26 protein-coding genes are annotated in these 26,002 nt (G+C 28.9%); 21 read left to right on the forward strand and 5 right to left on the reverse strand.

Translation table 11 applies throughout. The features are described 5' to 3' along the window. Nucleotides 1-3: 3 nt before the first annotated feature. The 18 genes from SJY43_RS04325 (at nucleotide 4) to SJY43_RS04410 (ending at nucleotide 18,327) form a co-directional block, all read left to right on the forward strand. Nucleotides 4-1,083, forward strand: coding sequence for a hypothetical protein (locus SJY43_RS04325; protein ID WP_396602616.1), 1,080 nt, complete (start codon nucleotides 4-6; stop codon nucleotides 1,081-1,083). 2 nt (nucleotides 1,084-1,085) lie between these two features. Beyond that, nucleotides 1,086-2,093 carry a dTDP-glucose 4,6-dehydratase gene (gene rfbB, locus SJY43_RS04330; protein WP_396602617.1) on the forward strand — a complete coding sequence of 336 codons (1,008 nt, stop codon included), beginning with the start codon at nucleotides 1,086-1,088 and terminating at the stop codon, nucleotides 2,091-2,093. Further along, on the forward strand, nucleotides 2,093-2,953 hold the full coding sequence (gene rfbA / locus SJY43_RS04335; protein WP_396602618.1) for a glucose-1-phosphate thymidylyltransferase RfbA: 861 nt from the start codon (nucleotides 2,093-2,095) through the stop codon (nucleotides 2,951-2,953). The genes rfbB and rfbA overlap by 1 nt, the downstream gene beginning before the upstream one ends. Nucleotides 2,954-2,962: 9 nt before the next feature. Then, entirely contained in the window at nucleotides 2,963-3,508 is a 546-nt protein-coding gene (rfbC, locus tag SJY43_RS04340; protein ID WP_396602619.1) for a dTDP-4-dehydrorhamnose 3,5-epimerase, read from the forward strand. Then, the gene (rfbD, locus tag SJY43_RS04345) at nucleotides 3,505-4,287 is read left to right on the forward strand and encodes a dTDP-4-dehydrorhamnose reductase (protein ID WP_396602620.1); all 783 of its coding nucleotides are present in this window, start codon (nucleotides 3,505-3,507) and stop codon (nucleotides 4,285-4,287) included. Before rfbC ends, rfbD begins: the two co-directional genes overlap by 4 nt. 7 nt (nucleotides 4,288-4,294) lie before the next feature. Then, a complete protein-coding gene (locus tag SJY43_RS04350; protein WP_396602621.1) occupies nucleotides 4,295-5,164 on the forward strand; it encodes an N-acetylneuraminate synthase family protein in 870 nt (289 codons plus the stop codon). Between the two features lie 17 nt (nucleotides 5,165-5,181). Beyond that, nucleotides 5,182-6,336 (forward strand): cytidylyltransferase domain-containing protein, encoded by a 1,155-nt coding sequence (locus SJY43_RS04355; protein ID WP_396602622.1) that lies wholly within the window; start codon nucleotides 5,182-5,184, stop codon nucleotides 6,334-6,336. A 179-nt stretch (nucleotides 6,337-6,515) separates the two neighbouring features. Continuing rightward, nucleotides 6,516-7,493, forward strand: a complete 978-nt coding sequence (locus SJY43_RS04360; RefSeq protein ID WP_396602623.1) for a hypothetical protein — start codon at nucleotides 6,516-6,518, stop codon at nucleotides 7,491-7,493. Further along, nucleotides 7,493-8,746, forward strand: a complete 1,254-nt coding sequence (locus SJY43_RS04365; protein ID WP_396602624.1) for a hypothetical protein — start codon at nucleotides 7,493-7,495, stop codon at nucleotides 8,744-8,746. Before SJY43_RS04360 ends, SJY43_RS04365 begins: the two co-directional genes overlap by 1 nt. After that, on the forward strand, nucleotides 8,743-9,666 hold the full coding sequence (locus tag SJY43_RS04370) for a polysialyltransferase family glycosyltransferase (protein WP_396602625.1): 924 nt from the start codon (nucleotides 8,743-8,745) through the stop codon (nucleotides 9,664-9,666). Before SJY43_RS04365 ends, SJY43_RS04370 begins: the two co-directional genes overlap by 4 nt. Further along, nucleotides 9,656-10,717, forward strand: coding sequence for an acyltransferase family protein (locus SJY43_RS04375; protein ID WP_396602626.1), 1,062 nt, complete (start codon nucleotides 9,656-9,658; stop codon nucleotides 10,715-10,717). Before SJY43_RS04370 ends, SJY43_RS04375 begins: the two co-directional genes overlap by 11 nt. 5 nt (nucleotides 10,718-10,722) lie before the next feature. Then, nucleotides 10,723-11,907: an O-antigen ligase family protein gene (locus SJY43_RS04380; protein WP_396602627.1), complete on the forward strand. Its 1,185-nt coding sequence runs from the start codon at nucleotides 10,723-10,725 to the stop codon at nucleotides 11,905-11,907. After that, nucleotides 11,904-12,983, forward strand: coding sequence for a glycosyltransferase family 4 protein (locus SJY43_RS04385; protein WP_396602628.1), 1,080 nt, complete (start codon nucleotides 11,904-11,906; stop codon nucleotides 12,981-12,983). Before SJY43_RS04380 ends, SJY43_RS04385 begins: the two co-directional genes overlap by 4 nt. Before the next feature lie 3 nt (nucleotides 12,984-12,986). Further along, nucleotides 12,987-13,931, forward strand: coding sequence for a GDP-mannose 4,6-dehydratase (locus tag SJY43_RS04390; protein WP_396602629.1), 945 nt, complete (start codon nucleotides 12,987-12,989; stop codon nucleotides 13,929-13,931). Between the two features lie 33 nt (nucleotides 13,932-13,964). Further along, nucleotides 13,965-14,999, forward strand: coding sequence for a GDP-mannose 4,6-dehydratase (gene gmd, locus SJY43_RS04395; RefSeq protein WP_396602630.1), 1,035 nt, complete (start codon nucleotides 13,965-13,967; stop codon nucleotides 14,997-14,999). Then, nucleotides 14,968-15,888 (forward strand): GDP-mannose 4,6-dehydratase, encoded by a 921-nt coding sequence (locus tag SJY43_RS04400; RefSeq protein ID WP_396602631.1) that lies wholly within the window; start codon nucleotides 14,968-14,970, stop codon nucleotides 15,886-15,888. Before gmd ends, SJY43_RS04400 begins: the two co-directional genes overlap by 32 nt. 99 nt (nucleotides 15,889-15,987) lie before the next feature. Then, nucleotides 15,988-16,974 carry a UDP-glucuronic acid decarboxylase family protein gene (locus SJY43_RS04405; protein WP_396602632.1) on the forward strand — a complete coding sequence of 329 codons (987 nt, stop codon included), beginning with the start codon at nucleotides 15,988-15,990 and terminating at the stop codon, nucleotides 16,972-16,974. Further along, entirely contained in the window at nucleotides 16,975-18,327 is a 1,353-nt protein-coding gene (locus tag SJY43_RS04410) for an undecaprenyl-phosphate glucose phosphotransferase (protein WP_396602633.1), read from the forward strand. It begins immediately after the preceding gene. On the opposite strand, the gene SJY43_RS04415 is transcribed toward SJY43_RS04410, so the two are convergent. From SJY43_RS04415 to SJY43_RS04425, 3 genes are read right to left on the reverse strand one after another with little or no spacing between them, the layout of a single operon-like run. After that, nucleotides 18,324-19,487 (reverse strand): glycosyltransferase family 4 protein, encoded by a 1,164-nt coding sequence (locus SJY43_RS04415; RefSeq protein ID WP_396602634.1) that lies wholly within the window; start codon nucleotides 19,485-19,487, stop codon nucleotides 18,324-18,326. The genes SJY43_RS04410 and SJY43_RS04415 overlap by 4 nt on opposite strands. Nucleotides 19,488-19,489: 2 nt before the next feature. After that, nucleotides 19,490-20,584 carry a non-hydrolyzing UDP-N-acetylglucosamine 2-epimerase gene (wecB, locus tag SJY43_RS04420; RefSeq protein WP_396602635.1) on the reverse strand — a complete coding sequence of 365 codons (1,095 nt, stop codon included), beginning with the start codon at nucleotides 20,582-20,584 and terminating at the stop codon, nucleotides 19,490-19,492. Then, entirely contained in the window at nucleotides 20,581-21,900 is a 1,320-nt protein-coding gene (locus tag SJY43_RS04425; protein ID WP_396602636.1) for a phenylacetate--CoA ligase family protein, read from the reverse strand. Before SJY43_RS04425 ends, wecB begins: the two co-directional genes overlap by 4 nt. Before the next feature lie 189 nt (nucleotides 21,901-22,089). On the opposite strand from SJY43_RS04425, the gene purD reads away from it, so the two are divergent. Then, nucleotides 22,090-23,361 carry a phosphoribosylamine--glycine ligase gene (gene purD / locus SJY43_RS04430; RefSeq protein WP_396602637.1) on the forward strand — a complete coding sequence of 424 codons (1,272 nt, stop codon included), beginning with the start codon at nucleotides 22,090-22,092 and terminating at the stop codon, nucleotides 23,359-23,361. On the opposite strand, the gene SJY43_RS04435 is transcribed toward purD, so the two are convergent. Next, nucleotides 23,356-23,583 carry a DUF6341 family protein gene (locus SJY43_RS04435; protein ID WP_396602638.1) on the reverse strand — a complete coding sequence of 76 codons (228 nt, stop codon included), beginning with the start codon at nucleotides 23,581-23,583 and terminating at the stop codon, nucleotides 23,356-23,358. The genes purD and SJY43_RS04435 overlap by 6 nt on opposite strands. A gap of 71 nt (nucleotides 23,584-23,654) precedes the next feature. Here SJY43_RS04435 and SJY43_RS04440 point away from each other — a divergent pair, with 71 nt between their 5' ends. Further along, nucleotides 23,655-24,578 (forward strand): DUF6427 family protein, encoded by a 924-nt coding sequence (locus tag SJY43_RS04440; RefSeq protein WP_396602639.1) that lies wholly within the window; start codon nucleotides 23,655-23,657, stop codon nucleotides 24,576-24,578. Here the strand turns inward: SJY43_RS04440 and upp are convergent. Continuing rightward, complete coding sequence (gene upp / locus SJY43_RS04445; RefSeq protein ID WP_396602640.1) at nucleotides 24,567-25,226, reverse strand: uracil phosphoribosyltransferase; 660 nt, start codon at nucleotides 25,224-25,226, stop codon at nucleotides 24,567-24,569. The genes SJY43_RS04440 and upp overlap by 12 nt on opposite strands. A 133-nt stretch (nucleotides 25,227-25,359) precedes the next feature. On the opposite strand from upp, the gene SJY43_RS04450 reads away from it, so the two are divergent. After that, the gene (locus SJY43_RS04450; protein ID WP_396602641.1) at nucleotides 25,360-25,965 is read left to right on the forward strand and encodes a DUF4254 domain-containing protein; all 606 of its coding nucleotides are present in this window, start codon (nucleotides 25,360-25,362) and stop codon (nucleotides 25,963-25,965) included. Nucleotides 25,966-26,002: the final 37 nt, after the last annotated feature.

Raw genomic sequence — 26,002 nt, forward strand, 5'->3', positions numbered from 1 at the left:
ATTATGAGTAAAGAATTACCACAACCACAAAAGTCAGAAGAAGTTGATTTAGGGCAATTGTTTAATTTATTAGGAAATGCATTTCAAAAATTTTTTAATTTTGTTGCATCTTTACTTCAAAGTATTTATAATGTTATATTAATTGTTTTAATACATGTTTATAATAGAATAAAATGGTATTCAATAGCTATAATTTTAGGTTTAATTATAGGTTTTGTTTTAGATAAAATGGAAGGTCCATTATATGGAGCTAATTCATATATTGAAACAAATTTTGGTTCAGCTCATCAGGTCTATGAAAACTTAAGTTATCTTCATCAACTGGCTAATGTTGATAATGATTCTATAGAATTGGCAAGAAAATTAAATATTAGCGTAAAAGATGCCGCCACAATAAAAGGTGTTTACATGAGACCCGATATTGATGAGAATGATCGTATTAAAATGTTTGTGGATTTTAAGAAAGGCTTAGATTCTTTAAGTAGAGCGGATTATTTGTATGACGATTATGTTGAGTCCTTAGATTATTATAGTTTTAAAAGGCATGCAATAGGAGTTGCTTCTACTGATAAATTCATTTTTCAAAAACTAAAACTAAATTTTATAAATGCAATTTCGAATAATGAGTACTTAAATGACTTAAAAGAGGTCGGAATAGAAAATTATAAAAGACAAAAAGAAACTATTGAAATCGAAAAAAAAGAAATAGACTCTTTAGCAATAGAATATTTAAAAATTCGTAAAAATGAGTCAAATAAAGAACCAATTGCTGGGACTGGTACAAATTTATATATGGGTAATGCTCAACAAAGTCAATTGATAGTTGATGAATCGAGATTATTAACTAAAAAATATCTTCTAGAAGCTAAAAAAAGACAAATTAATGTTGATTTGATAAAAGGTAGAAATGTTGTCAATGTTATTTCTGAATTTCCTGACGCTGGTTATGATATGTCAGAATGGACAGATAAAATGAAAATCATGTTACCAATAATATTTTTTGTAATTACGTTCTTTGGTTTTATACTTTATGGTTTAGGTAAATATTTATCCGAACAGGATAAGAAATTACATAAAAAATAGGAATGACTATTTTAATTACGGGAGGTGCCGGTTTTATAGGCTCAAATTTTATAGTTTATTATTTGAATAAACATCCGCTCGTTAAAATTATAAACATAGATAAGCTCACTTATGCTGGTGAGCTTTCTAATTTAAAAGAAGTTGAAAATCATCATAACTACACTTTTATTAAAGGAGATATTTGTAATAGAGAATTAATAGAGAATTTATTTAAAACACATAATTTTAGCGCTGTTATTCATTTTGCTGCAGAGTCACATGTAGATAATTCAATTAAATCGCCAAATGAGTTTGTTAACACAAATGTTTTAGGAACGTTTAATTTGCTTGATGTTGCGAAAAATCATTGGATGATAGCCCCACAGAAAAAAAAACACACACACCTTCAATCTAGATTTCTGCATATATCAACAGATGAGGTTTATGGGACTTTAGGTAATGAAGGTTTGTTTACAGAAGAAACACCTTATGCGCCAAACAGCCCTTATAGTGCATCCAAGGCATCATCAGACTTTATTGTAAGGAGCTATTTTCATACCTATGGTTTAAATGTAGTAACTACAAATTGCTCTAATAATTATGGACCAAAGCAGCATGATGAAAAACTAATACCTACTATAATACGTAAGGCCCTAAATAACGAGAATATTCCTATTTATGGAGATGGTAAGAATATTAGAGACTGGTTATATGTTGAAGATCATTGCCAAGGCATTGATTTAGCTTTTAATAATGGAGTAGCTGGGGAAACCTATAATATTGGAGGTGAAAACGAAAGAAATAATTTATATATTGCAACTATGGTTTGTGAAATATTGGATGACGTTATACCTAAAAATCAATCTTACAAAAAACAAATTACTTTTGTAACAGATAGGCCAGGTCATGATTTTAGATATGCTATTGACGCTTCTAAAATAGAAAACGAATTAGATTGGAAAGCGAAAGAAAATTTCGAAACAGGGATCAGAAAAACAATTGATTGGTATATGAAAAAATATCAAAAATAATGAAAGGAATCATATTAGCAGGAGGTTCAGGAACAAGATTGTACCCACTCACAAAAGTGGTTAGCAAACAGCTTATGCCTGTATATGATAAACCCATGATCTATTACCCATTAACAACGCTTCTATCATCAGGAATAAGAGATGTTTTAATAATTTCAACATCATACGATTTACCAAGGTTTAAAGCCCTCTTAGGAAACGGAAGTGATTACGGTTGCGTGTTTGAGTATGCCATCCAAGAAGAACCTAAAGGTTTAGCCGAAGCCTTTATAATTGGAGAAAAATTTATTGGGAAAGATAGCGTAGCGTTAATTTTAGGAGACAATATCTTTTACGGTTCGGGATTAGACACAACACTGATAAAAAATATTAATCCAGATGGAGGTGTTATTTTTGCTTACCACGTTTTGGACCCTCAAAGATATGGAGTTGTAGAGTTTGATGTTAATAATAAAGCTATTTCAATAGAAGAAAAACCAGAAAAAGCAAAATCTAATTTTGCAGTACCAGGTATTTATTTTTATGATAATTCTGTAATTGAAATTGCAAAAAATATAAAACCTAGTGAGCGTGGGGAGTTAGAAATAACGGATGTAAATAAGGTCTATTTAAATAACGGCAAGCTAAATGTGCAGATACTAGATAAGGGAACAGCGTGGCTAGATACTGGCACATTTACTTCGTTAATGCAGGCCTCACAGTTTGTTCAAGTTATTGAAGAAAGACAAGGGCAAAAAATAGGATGTATTGAAGAAATAGCATATAAGATGGGATATATAAATAAAGCCCAATTAAATAAATTAGCTCAAACTCTTCTAAAAAGCGGTTATGGAGAGTATCTTCAGCAATTAATCCAGTAATAAGTAATAATGAAAGTTGAAGAAACATATTTAAAGGGTGCTTATATCATTACACCCAATGTATTTGAGGACGAAAGAGGTTACTTTTTAGAAACCTTTAAGGAAAAAGTGTTTGTTAATAAAACAGGAGTTGAAACTCATTTTGTTCAAGATAATATGTCTAAGTCATCAAAAGGTGTTTTAAGAGGGTTACATTTTCAAGAAGGAGATAATGCCCAATCAAAACTTATTCAGGTTATTAAAGGCAGGGTTTTAGATGTGTGTGTCGATATTAGAAAGGATTCTTCAACATTTGGAAAATATTTTTCAATAATGTTAGATGGCATCAATAAACAACAACTATATATACCTCGAGGTTTTGCACACGGATTTATAGTTTTAGAAAATGACACAATATTTTCATACAAGTGTGACAATTATTATAACGCAGATTCAGAATCAGGAATAATATTTAATGATAAATTTTTAAATATAGACTGGGGACTTTCAGAAGATGAAATATTAGTGTCTGAAAAAGATAAAAAACTACTAACGTTTGAAACTTTATTCAAATGATTAAAAAAATTTTGGTTACTGGTGCAAATGGTCAACTAGGAAAAACTATTAAAGAGTTGTACTATGACAACGATATCGGTTTGGAATTTGTTTTTGTATCTAAAAAAGAATTGGATATTACTAAACAAGATCTACTTCATCTTTTTTTTAAACAAAATCATTTTCATTATTGTATTAATTGCGCAGCTTATACAGATGTTGAACAAGCTGAAAAAACGCCAGAAATTGCATATAATATAAATTCTGATGGAGTTAGCAACTTAGCTTATGAATGTAGTGAAAACAATATTGTTTTAATTCATATTTCAACTGATTATGTGTTTGATGGAGAAAGTGAAAAACCATATGAAGTTACAGATAGAACAAACCCTATTAATGAATATGGAAAATCTAAGCTGGATGGAGAAATAAAAATAAAAAGCATACTGAAAAGGTATTTTATCGTAAGGACTTCATGGTTATATAGCAGGAAATACGGAAATAATTTTTATAAAACTATTTTGAAAAAGGCTAAAGAAGAAAAAGAACTGCATATTACAGTAGACCAAACAGGTTGCCCAACGAATACAGAAAGTTTATCAAATTATTTATTAAAATTGATTATAAATAATTCAAAGGATTACGGTATAAAGCACTTTTGTGATGAAAAAATAATGACTTGGTATGATTTTACCCATAAAATTTTAATAGAAAATGATTTGTTGGGCAAAACAAAACTTGTTAAACTTGAAAAATATCTTACATTTGCTCGAAGACCTAAAAAAAGTATTTTAAAATAAAAAAAAGATGGAATATAAAAAACCCAAGGTAATAGCTGAAATTGGTTGTAATCACAAAGGAGATTTTAACATTGCAATTGATTTGCTTAACAAAGCCAAAGAATGTGGTTCTGATGTTGCCAAATTTCAAAAACGTAATAATAAAGAATTGCTTACAGAAGAGCAGTATAATGCAGCTCATCCAAATCCACATAATTCGTATGGTGAAACTTATGGAGCGCATAGAGAATTTCTTGAGTTTGATGTAGACCAACACAAAAGATTAAAAGAGCATTGCGACTCTATTGGTTTAGAGTATTCCACATCTGTATGGGATGTTACTTCTGCTAAAGAGATGATAACCTTTAAACCAGGGTTGTTAAAAGTGCCTTCTGCATGTAATAATCATTTTGAGATGTTAAAGGTTTTAAGAGATGATTATGAAGGAGAAGTTCATTTATCTTTCGGCATGACAAATCAGAAAGAAGAGAAGGAAATTATAGAGTTTTTTGAAGAAAAAGACCAAGCTAAAAACAGATTGATTATTTATTCTTGTACATCAGGTTACCCAGTTCCTTTTAAAGACGTTTGTTTATTAGAAATTGTAAGATTGAAAAATGAATATGGTAACAGAGTTAAAGAAGTTGGGTTCTCTGGTCACCACCTTGGGATAGCTATTGATAATGCTGCCGTAGCTTTAGGGGCAACATGGGTAGAAAGACATTTTACAATAGATAGAACTTGGAAAGGAACAGATCATGCGGCATCATTAGAGCCAGCTGGTTTGAGAAAGCTATGTAGAGACTTAGAAGCAACTTATGATGCCTTAAAGTATAAAGATTCGGAAATTCTAGATATAGAAAAAGTTCAAAGAGACAAATTAAAATTTAGGAAATAGCAATCTAGCATCATTTCATGAAGACAATTGCATTTATACCGGCAAGAGGAGGAAGTAAATCTATCCCATTAAAGAATCTCAAGTTGTTTTGTGGAAAACCTTTGATTTATTGGGTTTTAAATGCTGCAAATCAGGTCAAAGATATTGACGAAATAGTAGTCGCTACAGACAGTAGTGAAATAGAAGACGCCGTTTCAAAATTTTATTTTGACAAAGTAAATATTTATCATCGAGATGTTTTAAATGCACAGGATCATTCATCAACAGAAAGTGTGATGATGGAATATATAGAAAAAAGCAATCTTCAAAATGAAGATTGCTTTATTTTAATTCAGGCTACATCTCCATTATTAACAGAAAAACATTTAAACGAAGGACTAAGTAGATTCAATTTAGATAAATATGATAGCGTATTGTCTTGTGTTGAAACAAAACGTTTTTTTTGGAATAAAGATGGTAGTCCTTTAAATTATGATTATGCTAACAGACCTAGAAGACAAGATTTTTCAGGAATGTTAATGGAAAATGGTGCGTTTTACATTAACAGTATAGCTAATATAAAAAAGTATAAAAATAGACTAAGTGGTAATATTGCTATTTCTTTAATGGAAGAGTATACTGCTGTTGAGATAGATGAGCCGGAAGATTGGGTAATTGCTGAAGAATTAATGAAGCGTTTTGGTAAACGCCAAGAAAAAGTTAATAAAATTAAGTTAGTATTATCAGATGTCGATGGCGTTTTAACAGATGCAGGAATGTACTATTCAGAAACTGGAGATGAATTTAAAAAGTTCAATACTCGCGATGGAATGGGATTTCAAATTTTGAGAGAAAAAGGCTTTAAAACGGGTATTATTACTTCAGAGAACACAAAAATAGTTGAACGAAGAGCAAAGAAGCTTAAAGTAGATTATGTATATCAATCAAAAAAGCATGGAGGTAAGCTAGAAGCCGCTATTGAAATATGTAAAAAAGAAAACATAGAACTAGATGAGGTTGCATATATTGGAGACGATGTAAATTGTTTTGAGCTATTGTCTAAAGTAGGTGTTTCAGCTTGCCCAAATGATGCCGTAAAGAAAATAAAGAAAATAAAGAAAATAAATATCTTAGAAACTAAAGGAGGTCAAGGCGCATTTAGAGAGTTTTCCGAATTTTTGATAAAAGAATAATGTCGCTTAAAAAATTTATTCAGGGTTCTTTTGTTTATGCAGGTTCTGCTTTTATTTTTTCGGTTATTAGACAAATAGTATTTTTTCCTTTAATACAAAAACACTCTCCAGAACTTTTTGGCGAAATTAGTTTTTTGTTAATTACGATCGATTTTTTAATATATACATTTGGATCGTCCTTGGCAGATTATTATGTGCGACTAGTAACAAAAACAAATCTTCAAAAGGGTGTCTATAAATTTTTAATAAAGTTGTCGTTAGCCTCTTTATTAACATCAATTGTTTTTTTTACACAAGATTTTTCTATTCCAATAAGTTTGATGTTGGGATTATATATGGTTGTTTTTTCCATTAATACATTACAATTAAAGGTATATTTTAATTTTTTAATTTTTAAAAAAAATTATTTCTATGTTTTTGTAAGACTATTACCTTACCTTCTATTATTAGTATTAACCTTATTGTTTGATATAAGCAACATTAATATTTTTATATTATGTTTACTTGTTTCGGAAGTTTTCTCTTTTTTAGTACTTTATAAAGGGAATATTAAATTAGGCTTTAATTTACATGATTTAAAAGAGAAAACAGATTTTAATGTTTTAAAATTTATAATTATTTATTTGTCTTTTGCTTTGGTACAAAGGATGGACATGTTTGTTGTTGAGCACTTTTTTCCAGACAGATATGTTAATTATTATCAGATGATATCTATTTTTCTAATTGGAGTAAACCCTATTGTTCTAGTAACCTCATCTAGTTTGTTGAGTATTTTAACCAAAGTTGATGTTGCCGTTTTTATAAAAAATAAATTGAAAATTGCATTAGCAATTGTTACAATAGCTTTTTGTTCAGGTATTGTTTTTTTGTTTCTTGCTCCTTACCTTATAAAAATGTTTTATCCTGCTAATAATTTGTTGGATGAGTTTTCTTTTATTAGTTTCAATGTTATATTTTTTACTATATTATTTTTTGTTTCAAAAGCTTTTATTATAAAGTACGTTAATATGAATAAAATATTCCTATTAAATATTTTAACAATATTAATATCATTGTTTTTTACAAATAATTTTTTTGTGTTCACTCCAGTCTTTTTTTTAACTAGAGGAGTTTTATATTTAATTTTATTGCTTATTTTAAAAAAAGATAATATTTAGTGTGGTTTTTAATTGTAAATAGCGTAGTACTCTTTAAATATTTTTTAAAGAAAAACCCTTTAATTAATGGTTTGTTATTTACATTAATTGTGTTTTCTTCTTTTTACACAATATCTTTATTTGAAGTTTCACAAATAACATTTCATTTAAAAATACCAGAATATTTAGCGATCTTACTAATACTTACTTTTATAATTAGTGGTAAAAAGTTAGCTAAAAAACCATTAATATATTTTTTAGTTTTAGTCAGTTTACTTTCAATCAGTCTTATTGTTAGATATTTTGATTTTGAGCCCGTTAAAGTATGGGAGGTTGAAGACTCAAAAAGATCAGGAAAGTGGGCGAAAACAGTTTTAAAGGAAGGGGTGTCTTTTACTAATTTCACTCAGATGTTATATGTCGTTCTGGGAGGAATTGTTTTTGTACTAGTAAGCTCTATTAAAGCAAAAAAGAAACATATTGTAAGTGCTTTGTTTTCAGGACTGCAAGTAGTTAATTTAATAGCAATATTGCAGCTATTTCTCTACTACAGTAATAATTACGATATTTACATGCATTACTTCTATAGTATTGATGAGTTTGGGAAGTATTCAGTAACAGCTTTTCAAACGTTATTTAATAGTGTTAAAAGAATTAATTCCGTACAAACAGAAACTTCTATCTTTGGTTATTACCTTACTACAACATTTTTAACGCTCTTTTTACTTAAAGTCGAATTTACAAAAAAACAAAAGAGAATTTTATATATCTCATCATTTTTATTGTTGATTTCTACATCCTTTACAGGATATTTGGGTGTTATTTACTTCTTCTTTTTAACAAGAATATATGATAAGAAGGGGTTGAAAATGTTTCTTTGGATTATTATTATTTCTATTCTTGCAGTTATCTTGGTTTCTATATTCAACGATGTAGTACAGGATATAATAATTCAGAAAACAGGATCCTTTAAAGAAAGGCTTAAGCATGGTATTACACTTCCACTTGAAGCATTATCAAAAATGCCGATTTTTGGTCTAGGAATAGGAACTGATAGACCCTCAATAATGTTAATTAATATTCTTGTATCGATAGGTTATTTTGGGTTTATTGTTTTAAGTTTTTTTATTTTATATTTAACTCATAAACGAAGAGAGTTAAAGTATTTTTTAATATTTATTATTTTAATTGGAATGACTCAAAGTAATTTTCATTATTTGTTTGTTTGGTGTTATATGGGGATTCTATATAAAAAACATGATTTATTGTTATGAAAATTTTAGCTAAAGTAATAAGCTCATATCATATTGAACTTTTGCTTCAAAACGGGATAAAACCAAAATACTTTTTAATTAATGGAAAAGATGAAAGATTATTAAAACTTATAAATGAAAATTTTAAAAAAGTTGATTTTATTTTTTTTGACTCTGAGCGAAAAGAATTTAACATCTTTTCTTCAAGAAGATTTAATAAAAAGTTATATAAAACTTCAAAAGAGAAACTGTTAAATATTAATTTTGACTGTTTAATTCTTTTTACTGATAATAAACCTTTTGATAAATTTTTAATTGATTTTGGTTTAGACAATAAAGTAATAATAGAGTTATGGGAAGATGGTTTAGGGCATTATATTGGTGCAGGAACGAGCAAATTCTTTTTTAAAAATATTATAAAGTTCTTTTTGGGTTATTACAGCAAAAGTATTTTAAGCGACACATATAAAAGAGATCAGATAATAATAAAAAATAGATTTGATAAAAAAAATATAATTTATAACACTAACTTTGAATCAAACAAAAAACCTATTTCTAATAAAGGAATATTATTTATTGGACAACCATTGGTTGAAGATGGTTATATATCCTCTGCTAATTACATAAATAAAATTTTAGATATACAAACTCATTTTAATATCAAAGTTAATTATTTACCACATCCTAGAGAGAATTTAGATAAATATAAAGAGACTAAATTTACTGTTGTTACAACAAAAATGAACGCAGAAAATTATTGTGTTATTAATAAATATGAATATTATATAAGCGCTTTTTCAACAACATTATTAAATATAAATCAGTTCAATAACTCTTATTACATTCCTAGTTATTTTGGTTTAAATAAAATTCACAAACTACTAAAAGGGTTAAGTTTTTTACCAATTTTAGTTGCAAATAACTTAGAAGATGTCAAATAAAAAAAGACTTGATTTTTTAGACTCTATACGGGGAATTGCTACAATTTTAGTTTTTATACAGCATGTTGTGCTTTACTTAAGAAGAGAAAGTTTTATTAATTTAAATTTTGCAAAAATAACTCTATGGACAGTTGATTTCTTAGATTTTGGTAAAATTGGTGTTGTTCTTTTTTTTATGCTTAGTGGCTTTCTAATACCTTTTAGTTTAAAGAAAAATAGTAAAGTTAAAGACTTTGTATTAAAACGCTTTTTTCGGTTATATCCAATATTTTGGGTGTCAATTATTTTAGGGGTTCTATTACTATGGAACCCATTACCAAGCCTAAAAACTATATTAGCTAATATCACAATGGTTCCTGAAATGTTGGGCTTTAAAAGCATAATTGGTGTATATTGGACCTTGCAAATAGAACTCATATTTTATGCTTTTTGTGTTATACTATTTGTTTTTGGTAGTCTTCATAATTTTTCTAAAGTTTTCATGTCCTCTGTGGGGTTTTTGCTAATTGCTTTTGTTGGATCGGTTATTAGGTATTACTTGCAAATAAAATTACCAATAGCATTGTTTTTGGCCTTATCGCTGATGTTTTATGGTTACATTTTGAAATCTTACATATTGTATAAAAACGGTGGGTTAAGTTTTATTAATAATAAAAATAGTTTTTTTATTAAATTATACCCAATAGTTTTTTCTATAATTATGTTAGCAATATCTTTTTTGGCATATAATAAAGATTATGGACATAATGAGGTTTGGTATAAATATTTTCTAAGTTATACAATAGCCTTTATTCTGTTTTTGCTTTTAACAATTAAGATAAAGATTAAAAATAAAGCATTGTCGTACTTTGGGAAAATAAGTTATTCATTTTACTTATTCCATGTTTTAGGAATACATGTTATAGGTTATCTTAATTTGGGAGAGGGTTTTTTAAGTAATATACTGTTTTTAATATTAAGTTTTATTTTATCAACAATTATTTCTATTTTAGGTTTTAACTTCATAGAACAGAAATTCATAAAAATTGGTTATAATTTTATAAAAAGATAGTATAAATGAAAAAATTATATTTAAACGATTTTGTTTATATAATGTTCCTTTTTAGCTTCTTATGTTTAGGTTTTTCTATGGCAATATCGTACATATCAAATGGGATTGCGGTATTATTAGCTTTGTTTAGTATTTTTAGTAAAGAAAATAAACAGTTTTCAAAAAAAAACATAATCTATTTTATAGTAGTAATTTTTCCTTTTATTTTTTCGGTCTTAACCTTGATTTATTCAAAAAATATTGAATTGAATCTATATGAAATTGAGAAATTAATTTTTTTCGTTTTAACGGTCTTTTCATTAATGTTTCTTGAGGATAAAAATAAATTAAGTCGAAATACAATTTTGTTATATTTTGGATACATTACTGTAACAATTTATCTTTTATCTATTATTAGCGGAACAGTATATTATTTAGAAACTGGTTCCTTTTTTGACTATAAATATTCTAATTCCTTTTTAGAAATACAACACAATTACCTCTCTATATATGGCGTTTTCTCTTGTTATATTTTTTTAAGAGATATGGCCAGAAAAAATGATAAAAAGGTATATGCTTTAAATTCAATTTTTGTGTTTTTAATAATTAGCTTTATTGTTTTAATTTCATCAAGATTTGCAATTCTGTTAATTTTTTCACTAATCTTTTTATTTTTAATTTTTTCTCTTTTCAAAAAAAGAAACAGGAAATATGCTTTAATTAGTTTGTTTTTAGGGGCTGTAGTGTCGTCGTTTTTAATTTTCTCTACAAATACCTTAGAGCGTTTTCAAAAGCTGAAAGTGGAGGATAGAAGCCCAAGGTATAGTATTTGGAGGTGTTCTTCGCGAATAATAACAGAAGAGGTAAGTTTTTTTAAAGGTTTAGGAGCAGGTAATGTACAGAAAAAAATTGATGAGTGTTTAATTCTAAATAAAAGACAATATTGGTCTGGTTTACATAGTCACAATCAAATTATTGGTTATGTTTTAGCTTTCGGGTATTTACCTACAATCATTTTAATTTTTGTATTTTTGCATCTTTTACATATGAGTTTAAAGTCAAAAGATTACGATTTTTTATTGTTTTTAATTATCATTTTATCATTTGGATTAACAGAAAACTATATGGCAAGACGATATGGAATCTTTTTCTATGGATTTTTTATTAGTTTTTTTATAAAAAAAAATGAACAACGCTTATTAAAAAAATGAAAACAAAAAATATTTTAATTATAAATGAATTTTATTACCCATTTATTGGGGGAATGGAGTTTAGATTTAAAAGAATAGCTGAAAGATTTTCAGATTATGGACATTCCGTTGAAGTTATGTGTATAGCCCACCAAAAGGAGCTAGTAAGCAACGAAGTAATAAATGGAGTAACCGTAAAAAGAGTTGTTTCTGATGAAACTCATTACAAGAAAGGTGTTTTTGGTAGAAAAATATCCACAATGATTAAATTTTATTTTGCCATTAGAAAAAACATTAAGAACAAAAAGTATGATATCATTATTATTGGTCAATTTGTTATTATTCCATTAATTTTTTCTAAAAGCCTTTTTAAAAACAAAGGTTTAACATTTATTGACTTTGTTGAATATAGACATTCTTTTTTATGGAAAATTATTAATAATTTAATATTAAATTCAACCGATAAAGTTTCATGTATAAGTAACAGTGTACAAAGAACAATACTAAAAAAACATAAAAATAGAAATTCAGAGAATGTTTTATCTATTCCGAATTCTCTTGATATGTGTGATTTTGAAAATAAATCGAGTGAGTATTTTCTTTTTGTTGGTAGGTTAGTACCTCATAAAAACCCAGATAAAGCAATTTTAGCAGTCTTAAAGTATAATGAATTGTATCCGGAAAAATCTTATCCAATTCATATTGTGGGTGATGGTAGTATGTTTGATACTTTAAAAAATCAATATCATGAAAACCCTAACGTTATTTTTCATGGCTTTGTCTCAGAAAAACAAAAACAAAAAATACTTTCTAAAGGGCGCTTACTTGTTTTTCCCTCAGACCGTGAGGGCCTTCCCGGTGTTTTTATAGAAGCGTTAGGTTCTGATTTACCAATAATAACTACAAACGGAATAAACAATAATTCAAAAGATTTTGTTACCGAAGAAAAAGTTGGAGAGGTTACTGGCCAAAGTATTAATGATATTGTAGAAGGTTTACTTAAAGTTGAAAATAATAGAGAGTACTATTTAAAAAATATTGAACAAGCTAAACCTAGCTATGATTTAAGCAAAATAATAACTAAATTCCTAAATTAAAAAATGAATAAAAAATCTAGAATACTAATTACAGGAGGTTGTGGTTTTATACCTTCACATATGATAGATAGACTTGTAGAAGAGGGTTTCAAAAACATATTATCAATTGATAATATGATGGGAGCAGATAATAAATTTTCTAAAAATGATAGTTGCGAATACAAATATGGAGACATATCAAATTATAAGTTTTTAGAGACTATATTTCAAGATGAAAATTTCGATTATGTTTTTCATTTAGGGGCAAATGCAAATGTACCCTTTTCAAATAAGTTTCCAGAAATAGATTTTGATAGTAACGCTTTAGGAACATTTAATATTTTAAATTTATGTATAAAACATAATATCAAAAAAGTTCTTTTCGCAAGTACTGCAGCAGTCTATGGAGAGCCTTTATATACTCCAATGGATGAAAAACACGAATTACTTCCAAGATCTAACTACGGTGTTACAAAATTATATGGAGAAAAACTAGGCTTAGCATATGAAAAAACATATGATCTAGACTTTACAGCTATAAGAATATTCAATACTTACGGACCAAGGCAATCTAGATATGTGCTTTATGATCTTATTAAGAAGTTAAATGCCAATAATGAAAAATTAGAAGTACTAGGTACGGGGGAACAAATTAGAGATTATTCTTATGTTTCTGATACAATTGAAGCATTTTTTATAGCCTTTACAAATCCAAAAAGTAGGGGTAAAGTTTATAATGTTTCAGGTGGAAAACAAACTTCTATAAAACAATTGGTTGCCAAGATAAGTAAAGCATTAGAAATTAACCCTAAAATAAATTATACGAATGAAAGCTGGAAGGGCGATATTTCTAATATGACGGCTTCCATAAACTTTATTAAAGACGATCTAGGTTTTGAACCAAAGGTCGATTTAGATAAAGGTTTAAAACTTAGTATAAAGTGGTTTAAAGAAAACAATTTAATTTAATAATATAATTACACCTGAATAAAACATATGAATATGAAGAAAGCTATAATTACGGGGATAACTGGTCAAGATGCTGCTTATCTAGCAGAACTTTTATTAGAAAAAGGATATCAAGTTTTTGGAACTTATAGAAGAACAAGCTCAACAAACTTCTGGAGAATTGAAGAATTAGGTGTTGATGTACACCCAAATTTACACCTTTTAGAATACGATTTAGTTGACCTATCTAGTGCTTACAGGATTATTTCAGAAATAGAGCCAGACGAAATATATAACCTAGCAGCTCAAAGTTTTGTTGGTGTTTCTTTTACTCAGCCTATTGCAACTGCGCAAATTACTGGTGTGGGAGCAATGAATCTGTTAGAAGCTATTAGGTCAATTAACCCTAGTATAAAATTTTACCAAGCCTCGACTTCAGAAATGTTTGGTAAAGTGCATGCTATTCCTCAGAATGAGAGTACACCATTTCACCCTAGAAGCCCATACGGAGTTGCAAAAGTATTTGCACATTGGGCAACGTTAAACTATCAAGAATCTTATGACATATTTGCAACGAGTGGCATTTTATTTAATCACGAGTCTCCGCTAAGAGGAAAAGAGTTTGTTACTAGAAAAATAACTGACACCGTAGCAAAAATCCATTTAGGAAAGCAAAACTTACTTGAATTAGGAAATATGGATGCAAAAAGGGATTGGGGATATGCCAAAGAATATGTAGATGGTATGTATAGAATGTTGCAGGCTGATGAGCCAGGAACTTATGTTTTAGCTACTAACAAGACACAAACGGTAAGAGAATTTGTATCATTAGCCTTTAGAGCAATTGATATTGACATTACTTGGAAAGGAAAAGCCGAAAATGAAATTGGAATAGATGATAAGACGGGAAATACGTTAATTAAGGTAAACCCTAAGTTTTATAGACCTGCAGAGGTAGATTTGTTAATAGGAGACGCTTCCAAAGCCAATGATAAGCTTAATTGGAACCCAAAAACTACTTTGAAAGAATTATGCGATATGATGGTTGAAAAAGATATTGAAAGAAATAAAAATGGAGGTACTTTCTAAAAAGAATATTTTTATAACTGGTATTACTGGTTTTACAGGTGTGCATTTAGAAAAACATCTTTTAGAAGAAGGGTTTGAAGTTTATGGGACCACTACTAATAGTAATTCCAATAACCCATCCCATATTGTTTGTGATATTTTAAAAGAAGATGATTTATATAATGCTTTAAAAATTATTAAACCAGATTACATCATTCATTTAGCGGCTATTTCTTTTGTTGCATCAACAAATAAACAAAACATATACAACGTTAATATTTTTGGAACAATAAATTTATTAAATGCGATAAATAAATTAGATTATATCCCAAATAAAATTTTAATTGCAAGCAGTGCTGCTGTATATGGTAATGTTGAAGGGGAATTAAAAGAATCAATGTGCCCTCAGCCAGTTAACCATTATGGCAATAGTAAATTGGTCATGGAAAATATGACAAAAGCATATTTTACTAAGCAAAATATAATAATAACTCGACCATTTAATTACACAGGGATAGGGCAAAAATCACATTTTTTGATACCTAAAATTATTTCTCATTTTATTGATAAAAAGAAAGAAATAGCTTTAGGTAATATGGATGTTTATAGAGAGTTTAATGATGTCGATTATGTTATTGAGTGTTATAAAAGACTCTTGTTTTCTAATTTAAAATCAGAAACAATTAACGTATGTAGTGGAAAAACTGTAAATATAAAGCAGATAATTAAAATAATGGATGAAACGGTTGGGTATAATATTAATGTTAACATAAACCCAGAATTTATCAGAAAAAACGAGATCAAAATGCTTAGAGGTTCTTGTAAAAAGTTAGAAACCGTAATAGGGGATTTAGCTAACAACTATAACATTGAAAATACATTAAAAAAAATATACTCAGAAAAAAAATAATTTTTTGATAAAATAAAACCCCTAGAACAAGTTCAATTTATCAATAGAATTCATTTATTAAAAGATGGTTGTAAAATAAAGAAGCAGAAATAAATTTACATGAAAAAAATTCTAATAACAGGAGCTGCAGGATTTTTAGGATCGCACCTTTGCGATAGGTTCATAAAAGAAGGTTACCATGTAGTGGCTATGGATAATTTTATTACTGGCGATAAAAAAAACATAGAACACTTAATGGGTTTGGAACATTTTGAATTTGTAGCTCATGATGTAACTAACTTTATAGAACTTAGAGGTAATTTAGACTATATTTTACACTTTGCATCACCAGCTAGCCCGATAGACTATTTAAAAATACCTATTCAAACACTTAAGGTTGGAGCTTTAGGTACACATAACTTATTAGGATTAGCAAAAGCTAAAAATGCTAGAATGCTTATTGCATCAACTTCAGAAGTGTATGGAGATCCTTTAGTTCACCCTCAATCAGAAGATTATTACGGTAATGTAAACACCATAGGTCCTCGAGGGGTTTATGACGAAGCAAAACGTTTCCAAGAATCTATAACTATGGCTTATCATAGATTTCACGGTATAGAAACACGAATTGCCCGTATATTTAATACGTATGGACCTAGAATGCGCCTTAATGACGGTAGAGTGATTCCTGCTTTTATTGGTCAAGCCCTAAGAGGAGAAGATTTAACCGTTTTTGGAGATGGTTCTCAAACCCGATCTTTTTGTTACGTAGATGATCAAGTAGAAGGTATTTATAGATTATTATTAAGTGATTATTCTAATCCGGTTAATATTGGTAATCCTCATGAAATCACAATTAAAGAGTTTGCAGAAGAAATTATAAAGCTTACGGGTACAAGTCAGAAAGTAATTTATAAAGAGTTGCCACAAGATGATCCGCTTCAGAGGCAACCAGATATAACATTAGCAAAAAAAGTACTAAATTGGGAGCCAAAGATTAGCAGAGAAGAAGGTATGAATATAACCTATGATTATTTTAAGTCCTTATCTCAAGAAGAATTATATAAGAGTGAACATAAAAACTTTAAAGAACATATAAAAAAATAAGTGAATTACAAAAAGGGAAGATATTCTAGTTTAATAAAACCATTATTTAGTTTTATAGATTTAGTCATAATAAATATGGCCGTATTTTATTTTGAAATAAATTTAAAAAATATTTATGTTTTTTGTTTGTACATATCAATTTCTTGGATATTAATTGCGGTTAAAAATCATTTTTACGAAGTACATAGGCATACAAGGTTAATACAAATAACGCCACTTTTATTTAGACAAATAATCTTTTTTACGATTGCTTTATATGCTTTTATTGGTTTTTTTAAGCAACCAAATATTAGCAGATTAGCGTTAGGGGAATATTTAATTTTAGTCTTTATATTAATTACGATTTTTAAATTTTTAACAACTTATCTATTAAAAAAATATAGAACAGTTTTAAGAGGTAATATTAGAAGGGTAATTGTAATAGGAGATAATGAAAAAGTTAGGCAACTTATAAAAACATTTAATACAAGACTTGATTATGGTTATAAATTTGAGGCTAAATTTAGTGTCAAAGATGAAAGTTTTTCTTTAGAATACTGTTTTGATTATATTATAGAAAATAATATAGATGAAATATATTTTTCTGTTTCAGAACTATCAAATAAACAAATAAACACGTTAATTGATTTTGCTGATAATAATCTGCGAGAGCTTAAATTTATTCCGGATAATAAAGAAATTTACTCAAAGAAACTTAAGTATGAATATTACGACTATATCCCTATCTTATCAATTAGAGCTATTCCTCTTCAAGAACCGGTAAACAAATTTGTTAAACGACTTTTTGATATTTTATTTTCTATATGCATTATAGTTTTTGTTTTATCATGGTTAACCCCAATTTTAGCAATACTTATTAAGCTAGAGTCTAAAGGCCCTGTGTTTTTTAAACAATCTAGAAACGGATTTAACTATAAAGAGTTTGATTGTTATAAGTTTAGGTCTATGACCCCAAACAAGCACGCCCATTTAGCTCAAGCAACTAAAGGGGATTTGAGAATCACAAAAATGGGTGCGTTTATTAGAAAAACTAGTATAGATGAATTGCCTCAATTTTTTAATGTGCTATTTGGTGATATGTCTGTAGTTGGACCAAGGCCACATATGGTAAGTCATACTAATATGTATGCCCAAAGAATCGATAAGTTTATGGTCCGCCATTTTGTAAAACCAGGCATAACTGGTTTAGCCCAAATAAGTGGGTTTAGAGGCGAAATAGAGACTGATAAAGATATTATAAACCGTGTTAAATACGATATTTTTTATATTGAAAACTGGTCGCTACTACTAGATCTTAAAATTGCTTTCCAAACACTTACAAATGCAGTAAAAGGAGAGGAAAAGGCGTATTAAATATGTTTTGTTAATTGTTGTAATTGGGTGTTAAAATTGAAGAATTTATTAGAGCTATTTTGTATTTTAACTCTGTTTTCTGATTGTAATTTAGAAGGTTCTATCTTTGATATCTTAAAGTTTAAATCGGCATAATTACTTGATTCTGCAATCCAACCCAATTCATATTTTTCTATAAGGTGTTCACCTTCACCGCCACCAAAATACAACATAGGGATTCCTAGACGAGCATATTCAAATATTTTAGAAGGCACAGAACCATAAATTCTATTAATTAAAGGAATTATAGTAATGTCATATTTGATTAAAACATGGTGTAATTCTTCTCTTGACACTTCACCATGATAAACAATATCTAACTCTGGTTTGTTTTTAATTAAATTTTCAATAGTATTTTGTTCCGGACCTGCACCATAAATATGAAATTGAATGTTTGAGTAATCTAATTGTTCACAGAGTTTAAAAATACCTTGAGCAATCCCTAATAATCCAGCATAAACTATTTTTAGTTTTTCTGACGTATTTATAGCATGTTTTGGAATTGGTGCTTTAAAATCTGGATAATTTCGATATAACAAGGTTTCTTTTTTAGAAAACATAGATTTTACATGTGATAGAATTTCTTCACTTTGACCTAAAATTAAATCAGCATGTTTATAATTAAAACGTTCAATTTTTTCTAGCATTCTATAACTAAAGTTCTTTTTTAATGCCCCTAATTCTAAAGCGGCAAGTGGCCATAAATCACTAACATTTAAAATAAGCTTTCTTTTTTTTGAGCGCAGGAAAAACACAGAAGTAAAAGCAACTAGTAATGGAGGAGATTGAATAATGACAGTTTTAGGGATTTTATTCCAAGCAAAAAACCAAATTAAGCTGAAACTATAAGATAACATAGCAAAAAGACGCAGGAACTTATTCTTAGAGTTACTAGCGTAAATCCAAAGTCTATGGGTGATAATGTTATTTTCTTTAGAAGTGTGCTTAAATCGCCCTCTATATCCTTCAAAAACCTTTCCTTTTGGGTAATTTGGTAATGGTGTTAGTACTGAAACTTTAAAACTGTGTCTTTGTAAGCCTTCAGCTAAATGAAAAATACGATTTGAAGCGGCTCCAGTTTCAGGAGGAAAATAATTGGTTATTATTAGAACATCTTTCATTTTTAAACCTTAAAAATTGATGTTAAATGATTAATTATTCGATTTGCAGCGTTTCCATCCCAAAGCTCCGGGGTTTCACCTTGCTTCCAAGACCCTGAAAGTAACGTGTTAAATGCGTTTTTAATTTTATTAGAATCACCTCCAACTAAAATATTTGTTCCAATGGTGCAAGTTTCAGGTCGCTCTGTGCTATCTCGTAATGTTATACAAGGCACATTCATAACAGTAGTTTCTTCGGTAATTCCTCCTGAATCGGTAACTACAGCTAAAGCATGTTTTACCAAATAGTTAAATTCTAAATACCCTAAAGGGTTTACATAATGTAAATTATCAAAGTTTAAATTTAATCCTGTTAAAAGTTTTTGTGTTCTTGGATGAACCGGAAAAATAATAGGGTAATCTTTTCCTAAAGTTACAATTTGAGTAATAAGTTTCTTCAATTGGTCTTCTTCATCAACATTGCTTGGCCTATGGAGCGTCATAACCATATATTTCTTTTCAGATAAACCTAAATCATTCCAAAGAGAAGGTTTTTTTAATCTCGCTTCATTTTTTAATAAGGTATCAATCATCACGTTACCAACAAAATAGATGTCAGATTTTGAAACGCCTAACTTTATTAAATTTTCATTAGCATAAGTTGATGTAGTAAAAAAATAATCGGTTAAACTATCGGTTACAATTCTATTTATTTCTTCAGGCATTTTCATATCACCAGATCGAATTCCGGCCTCAATATGTGCCACTTTTATATTCGCTTTTTTCGCTACAATAGTACACGCCATAGTTGAGGTAACATCGCCAACAACCATCACTAAATCGCATAGATTTTGTGCTAATTCTTTTTCAAAACCAACCATAATAGCCGCAGTTTGTTCTGCTTGTGTACCGCTTTTAACTTCCAAATTACTATCTGGGAGCGGGATATTTAATTCTTCAAAAAAAGTACCACTTAAATTTTTATCATAATGTTGCCCTGTATGCACAAGTCTATAATTAATATTGAAACCTTCCTTTTTTTTTGCTTTAATGGCTTCAATAATAGGGGCAATTTTCATGAAGTTTGGTCTTGCACCAGCAACTATAGTAATGTTCATGTATTTTGGTTTAGGTAAGAAGTAAACTGTTTTAATTTACCACTTTTTGATCTCATTAATATTTCTCTTTTTTCAAAGGTAATTAAAAGTCCCTTTTCAAGATAGTTTTCAATTTCAGTAGTAATTATTTTTATTTTTTCATTAGAAAGTGTTTCAGAACTCACATAAATAATCTTGAATGTATTTAGTTTAAGTTGTTGAATAATAAATTCCTTAACCTTTCCATCGTCTTCAATAATACTTTTAGTGATATAATAAAATGTTAGTCCAGCTGCTTTTTTTCCGCTTGGTAAAATGGCAATGTCATTAGTTCTACCAACAAGTTTTTCAAGAATTGGTTTTTTTAATGTGCTTTCTTTAGATAGCACTCCAATGTCACCAATATCATATCTAATAAAAGGGTGTGCTTTGTTGTATAGCGACGTAATTACAATGCGACCTTCTTTTCCGTAAGGTAGAACAGTATTGTTTTTATCAAGAATTTCAATAAATAGAGTTTCACTATTAACTTGCCAATTTCCGTTAGGGTTTTCAAAAGCAATTAAATCTAATTCAGATGCGCCATATTCATTAATTATGGGTACTCCAAATTGGTTTTCCATAAGTTTTTTATCATTATCAAAAAGCATTTCAGAAGTTACCACACAAGCTTTTAATTTTGGGCAAATAGTTTTTAAAATACAGTTTTTCTTCTGAAGGAATTTTGCAAACTGTACGATAGAACTAGTATAACCATTAATATAGTCAAAAGGGGTTGATTCAAACTTTTTTAAATGACCTTCAAAAGCAGAATCACTCAAATCAAATACAGAAAAGCGAAATCTACTACTAAGTTTATCTTTAAAACGCTCTTTAAAATACCCTTTTTTATCTAAAGGAATACCATAGAAACGCGCTTGTTTAGAAGTGTTGAAATCTAAATTATACCATCCAAATCGGTTTTGAATAACGGCCCAAGTTAAGGCATGACTAAATTTATCTTTAGCAAAAATAAACGGATCACCAGATGACCCTGATGTTTTGTTAATGTAAACTTCTTTCTTTCTAAAACCCTTTGAAAGTTTTTTTTCTAGAGGTTTTTGTAAATCTTTTTTGGTCAATATTGGAACGGTATCCCAGTTGGAAATATCTATGTTTTTAGCAAACTCTTGGTAAAATTCATTGTTTTTTAAATGATACTCAACAATGTCTTGCTTTTTAGATTCAATATGAGCAGTATAGTCACTTTCATTTATATTTTGAATTGTTTTCAATAAACGTATAGCTTTCTTAATAGGAAAGCCGCTTAATTTCAATGAAAGATCAAATAAATTCACGCTAAAAACATATAATTTGTAAAGTAAATAAAAAATATTCGTGTATTTCCCGAAAAAAATAAAATAAAATCGGGACAAGCTGTGGCATTAATTTTATTTTTGCGGAAACTATAAAATAGCTTTTAATGCATAGCATTAAAAAACAATAATTTGTCATTCCCGTGAAAACGGAAAACTAAATCAAAATAAATGAATATTTTAATACTTGGTTCTGGAGGAAGAGAACATACTTTTGCTTGGAAAATTGCACAAAGCTCAAAATGCGAAAAACTATTTGTAGCACCAGGGAATTCTGGTACTGCTCAAGTAGCAACTAACGTAAATATTGGAGTTACAGATTTCCCTGCAATTAAAGAACTTGTATTAGAGAATAGTATTGATTTAGTTGTTGTTGGTCCTGAAGATCCTTTAGTACAAGGTGTTCACGATTATTTTTTAAATGATGCTGCTATTAAGCACGTATCGGTTATTGGACCACAAAAAGCAGCTGCCGAGTTAGAAGGAAGTAAAGAATTTGCAAAAGAGTTTTTATACCGTCATAATATTCCAACAGCAGCTTACGAGAGTTTTACTAAGGAAACTGTAGAAAAAGGATATGGGTTTTTAGAAACATTAAATGCACCATACGTTTTAAAAGCCGATGGATTAGCAGCCGGGAAAGGTGTTGTTATCTTAAATGATTTAGATGAAGCTAAAGCAGAATTAAAAAGCATGCTTGTTGATGCTAAATTTGGTGAAGCAAGCACAAAAGTAGTTATTGAAGAATTTTTAGATGGTATTGAGTTAAGTTGTTTTGTATTGACTGATGGTGAAAACTATAAAATTCTGCCAACCGCTAAAGATTATAAACGCATTGGCGAAGGCGATACAGGTTTAAATACTGGTGGTATGGGAGCAGTTTCTCCAGTACCTTTTGCAACGGACGAATTTTTAAATAAAATAGAAGAGCGCATCGTAAAACCAACTATAAGTGGTTTTAAGAAAGATAATTTACCTTATGTAGGCTTTGTATTTATTGGACTTATCAAGGTTGGAGATGATCCTAAAGTTATAGAGTATAACGTAAGAATGGGAGATCCCGAAACCGAAGTTGTTTTGCCAAGGCTTAAAAACGATTTTGTTGAGATCTTACAAGCCATGGCTAATGGAACTTTAAATAAAATTGACATTGATATTGACGACCGTGCAGCTACAACAATTATGACAGTTTCTGGAGGATATCCAGAAGCTTATGAGAAAGGTAAAGAAATTACCGGTGTTGATGCTATTGTTGATTCCATTCCGTTTCATGCTGGAGCACAACTAAAAGATGGTAAAATTGTAACCTCTGGAGGTCGTGTTATGGCTATAACGTCTTATGGTAACACGTACCAAGAGGCCATAAAAAAATCTTACCAAAGTATAGAAAAACTACATTTTGATAAGATATATTATCGTAAAGATATTGGATTCGATCTATAAAAAAGAATGAGAAGAAATACTTTTATCTTCTTCATTGTTTTGATCAAATATTCTAAGTTGTAGCATCCAGTAAACCATAGCTACAAACCCGATAAGTATAAAAATCCAAGACAATGTATTTGCAGCAAACCAATTTTCTAATTCTAATGCTCTTATAGCATCCATTGGAGCAAAAAGAACATTAACAAATAAATCTTGTATTGCGTAAAAGAAATCTTTCATGAGGTGTTTTTATTATTTTCTAACCATGTTATAGTTAGTATATTTACAAAGCAAAAATACAAAAACAGTTAATGATAACAAGTTTTTTTAATAAATCTAGGCCATTATATTTTGTACTGGTTTTTTTTACCGCAATTTTAGCGTTTGTAATTGCTAGAATTAGTAGAATAAATGAGGGCTTAACTTTAGATTTTATTTTAAAACAAATAGTTCTACTTTTAATAGTTTTTGGTTCGATATTGCTTTTAAATTTTATTGTTAACAAGAACAGCTTAACCAATAAGAATAATTACGAAACCTTATTGTTTAGTCTTTTTTTGTTGTTTATAACACAGGCCACTAGTGCTTCAAACGTGTTATTATCAAACCTTTTTGTTTTATTAGGACTGAGGAGAATTATTAGTTTACGTTCTCCTAAAAATACAAAGAAGAAACTTTTTGACGCCGCTTTTTGGATAGCTATAGCTACATTGTTTTACTTTTGGTCAATTCTATTTTTTGTTTTAATAATCCTATCTCTAGTTTTATATACAGATAATAATGTTAGACATTGGATCATTCCTTTCTTAGGGTTAATATCCGTTTTTCTAATTAGCAATGCTGTTTCAGTAGTTTTATACGATAGTTTTTTAGGCGTGTTTTATCAGTATCCAGAAATCAATTACGATTTTAGTAATTATAATTCAATTCAATATTTAATAGCTATTACGGTTTTACTATCCTTTGGTATTTGGTCTTCAATGTTTTATTTAAAAAATATAAAAAAGAAGAAAAAGGCATTTAGGGCATCTTTTAAAACCATAATTATAGCTGCCGTTATTGGATTTGTTATTGTTATTCTAGCCCCTGAAAAAAACGGAAGTGAGTTTTTGTTTCTATTTGCGCCTTTAGCAATTATTATTGCCAATTACATTGATGTTATTCAGGAAAAATGGTTTAAGGAAATCTTTTTGGGGGTATTAATTTTGGTGCCTTTTGTATTATTATTGTTGTAACTTTTCACCAAAAGCCAAATCGCCAGCATCTCCAAGCCCTGGAACAATATAGCCTTTATCATTTAAGGTTTTATCAATTGAGGCAATCCATAAATGCGTGTTATTATTAAAATTTTGTTCAACAAAATCAACACCATCTTGTGCACCAATAACACTTATTAAGTGTACTTCTTTAGGTGTTCCAAAAGGTTTTAAGGCTTCAAAAGTAGCTAACATAGATTGGCCTGTGGCTAACATAGGGTCTGCGAGAATAAGAGTTTTACCCTCTAGATTTGGGCAAGCTAAATATTCTACTATAATTTCAAAACTTTCAGGATTGTGTTTGTGGTGTCTGTAAGCCGAAATAAAGGCATTTTCCGCTTTATCAAAATAATTTAACAATCCATTGTGCAATGGTACCCCTGCTCTTAATATGGAGCATAATACAATATCATTTTCTGGTAAATTAATTGAACACTTGTCTAAAGGCGTTTGAATAGATTCAGAGTTATAGGTCAAATTTTTACTCATTTCATAACCTAAAATCTCACCAATGCGTTCAATATTTCTTCTGAAACGCATACTATCCTTTTGAAGATTAACATCTCTAATTTCGGCTAAAAAATTATTTAACAAGGAGTTTTGGAGGGATAAATTATGAATAGTCATAGGTTGTAATCTAAATTATGTGGAGTAAAGTTAATGAAACCCAATTAGAAATTTATTTTTTTTCATTTCTAGTTTTTTGAAATTAAATAGTCTTATATAAATTATGTAATTTTGTTTTATAAAATTAATAGATATGTTCACAAATAAAGCCAACGAAATTTTTCAAAATGTTATTGAAAAATACCATATTATCAATACTGTAGATCAACCTTTTGAAAACGCTTATCCAGAAAGTGATTTACTGGAACATTTATTATATAGAAAATGTTGGATAGATACGGTGCAATGGCATTATGAAGATATTATTCGCGATCCACAAATAGACCCAGTTGCAGCTTTAACATTGAAACGAAAAATTGATGCTTCAAACCAAGACAGAACAGATATGGTGGAGTATATTGATAGCTATTTTTTAGAAAAATATAAAGATGTTACTGTAAAACAAGATGCTACAATAAATACTGAAAGCCCTGCTTGGGGTGTAGATAGATTATCTATATTGGCTTTAAAAGTATATCACATGAACGAGGAAGCAACACGTAATGACGCTTCCGCGGAACACAAAGCTGCATGCCAGAAAAAGCTTGATATATTACTAGAACAACGTGTAGATTTATCAACTGCCATCGATACACTTTTAGGTGATATTGAAAAAGGAGATAAATACATGAAGGTATATAAGCAAATGAAGATGTATAATGATGATGAGTTAAACCCTGTACTTCGTTCTCAAAAATAATATTCCTGTTTAAGCAGGAATCTCATCCTAAATGTTG

The organism is Algibacter sp. R77976 (genome assembly GCF_044594645.1).
Taxonomy (GTDB): Bacteria; Bacteroidota; Bacteroidia; order Flavobacteriales; family Flavobacteriaceae; genus Algibacter_B.

Excerpts from the sequence above, each read along its gene's own strand:
- SJY43_RS04440 (WP_396602639.1), top strand. The coding sequence starts at position 23,655 with ATGATAACAAGTTTTTTTAATAAATCTAGGCCATTATATTTTGTACTG.
- gmd (WP_396602630.1), top strand. The coding sequence starts at position 13,965 with ATGAAGAAAGCTATAATTACGGGGATAACTGGTCAAGATGCTGCTTAT.
- rfbB (WP_396602617.1), top strand. The coding sequence starts at position 1,086 with ATGACTATTTTAATTACGGGAGGTGCCGGTTTTATAGGCTCAAATTTT.
- wecB (WP_396602635.1), bottom strand. The coding sequence starts at position 20,584 with ATGAACATTACTATAGTTGCTGGTGCAAGACCAAACTTCATGAAAATT.
- purD (WP_396602637.1), top strand. The coding sequence starts at position 22,090 with ATGAATATTTTAATACTTGGTTCTGGAGGAAGAGAACATACTTTTGCT.
- rfbA (WP_396602618.1), top strand. The coding sequence starts at position 2,093 with ATGAAAGGAATCATATTAGCAGGAGGTTCAGGAACAAGATTGTACCCA.
- SJY43_RS04405 (WP_396602632.1), top strand. The coding sequence starts at position 15,988 with ATGAAAAAAATTCTAATAACAGGAGCTGCAGGATTTTTAGGATCGCAC.
- SJY43_RS04350 (WP_396602621.1), top strand. The coding sequence starts at position 4,295 with ATGGAATATAAAAAACCCAAGGTAATAGCTGAAATTGGTTGTAATCAC.
- SJY43_RS04450 (WP_396602641.1), top strand. The coding sequence starts at position 25,360 with ATGTTCACAAATAAAGCCAACGAAATTTTTCAAAATGTTATTGAAAAA.
- SJY43_RS04375 (WP_396602626.1), top strand. The coding sequence starts at position 9,656 with ATGTCAAATAAAAAAAGACTTGATTTTTTAGACTCTATACGGGGAATT.
- SJY43_RS04370 (WP_396602625.1), top strand. The coding sequence starts at position 8,743 with ATGAAAATTTTAGCTAAAGTAATAAGCTCATATCATATTGAACTTTTG.
- rfbD (WP_396602620.1), top strand. The coding sequence starts at position 3,505 with ATGATTAAAAAAATTTTGGTTACTGGTGCAAATGGTCAACTAGGAAAA.
- SJY43_RS04435 (WP_396602638.1), bottom strand. The coding sequence starts at position 23,583 with ATGAAAGATTTCTTTTACGCAATACAAGATTTATTTGTTAATGTTCTT.
- SJY43_RS04385 (WP_396602628.1), top strand. The coding sequence starts at position 11,904 with ATGAAAACAAAAAATATTTTAATTATAAATGAATTTTATTACCCATTT.
- SJY43_RS04325 (WP_396602616.1), top strand. The coding sequence starts at position 4 with ATGAGTAAAGAATTACCACAACCACAAAAGTCAGAAGAAGTTGATTTA.
- SJY43_RS04415 (WP_396602634.1), bottom strand. The coding sequence starts at position 19,487 with ATGAAAGATGTTCTAATAATAACCAATTATTTTCCTCCTGAAACTGGA.
- SJY43_RS04390 (WP_396602629.1), top strand. The coding sequence starts at position 12,987 with ATGAATAAAAAATCTAGAATACTAATTACAGGAGGTTGTGGTTTTATA.
- SJY43_RS04380 (WP_396602627.1), top strand. The coding sequence starts at position 10,723 with ATGAAAAAATTATATTTAAACGATTTTGTTTATATAATGTTCCTTTTT.
- rfbC (WP_396602619.1), top strand. The coding sequence starts at position 2,963 with ATGAAAGTTGAAGAAACATATTTAAAGGGTGCTTATATCATTACACCC.
- upp (WP_396602640.1), bottom strand. The coding sequence starts at position 25,226 with ATGACTATTCATAATTTATCCCTCCAAAACTCCTTGTTAAATAATTTT.
- SJY43_RS04355 (WP_396602622.1), top strand. The coding sequence starts at position 5,182 with ATGAAGACAATTGCATTTATACCGGCAAGAGGAGGAAGTAAATCTATC.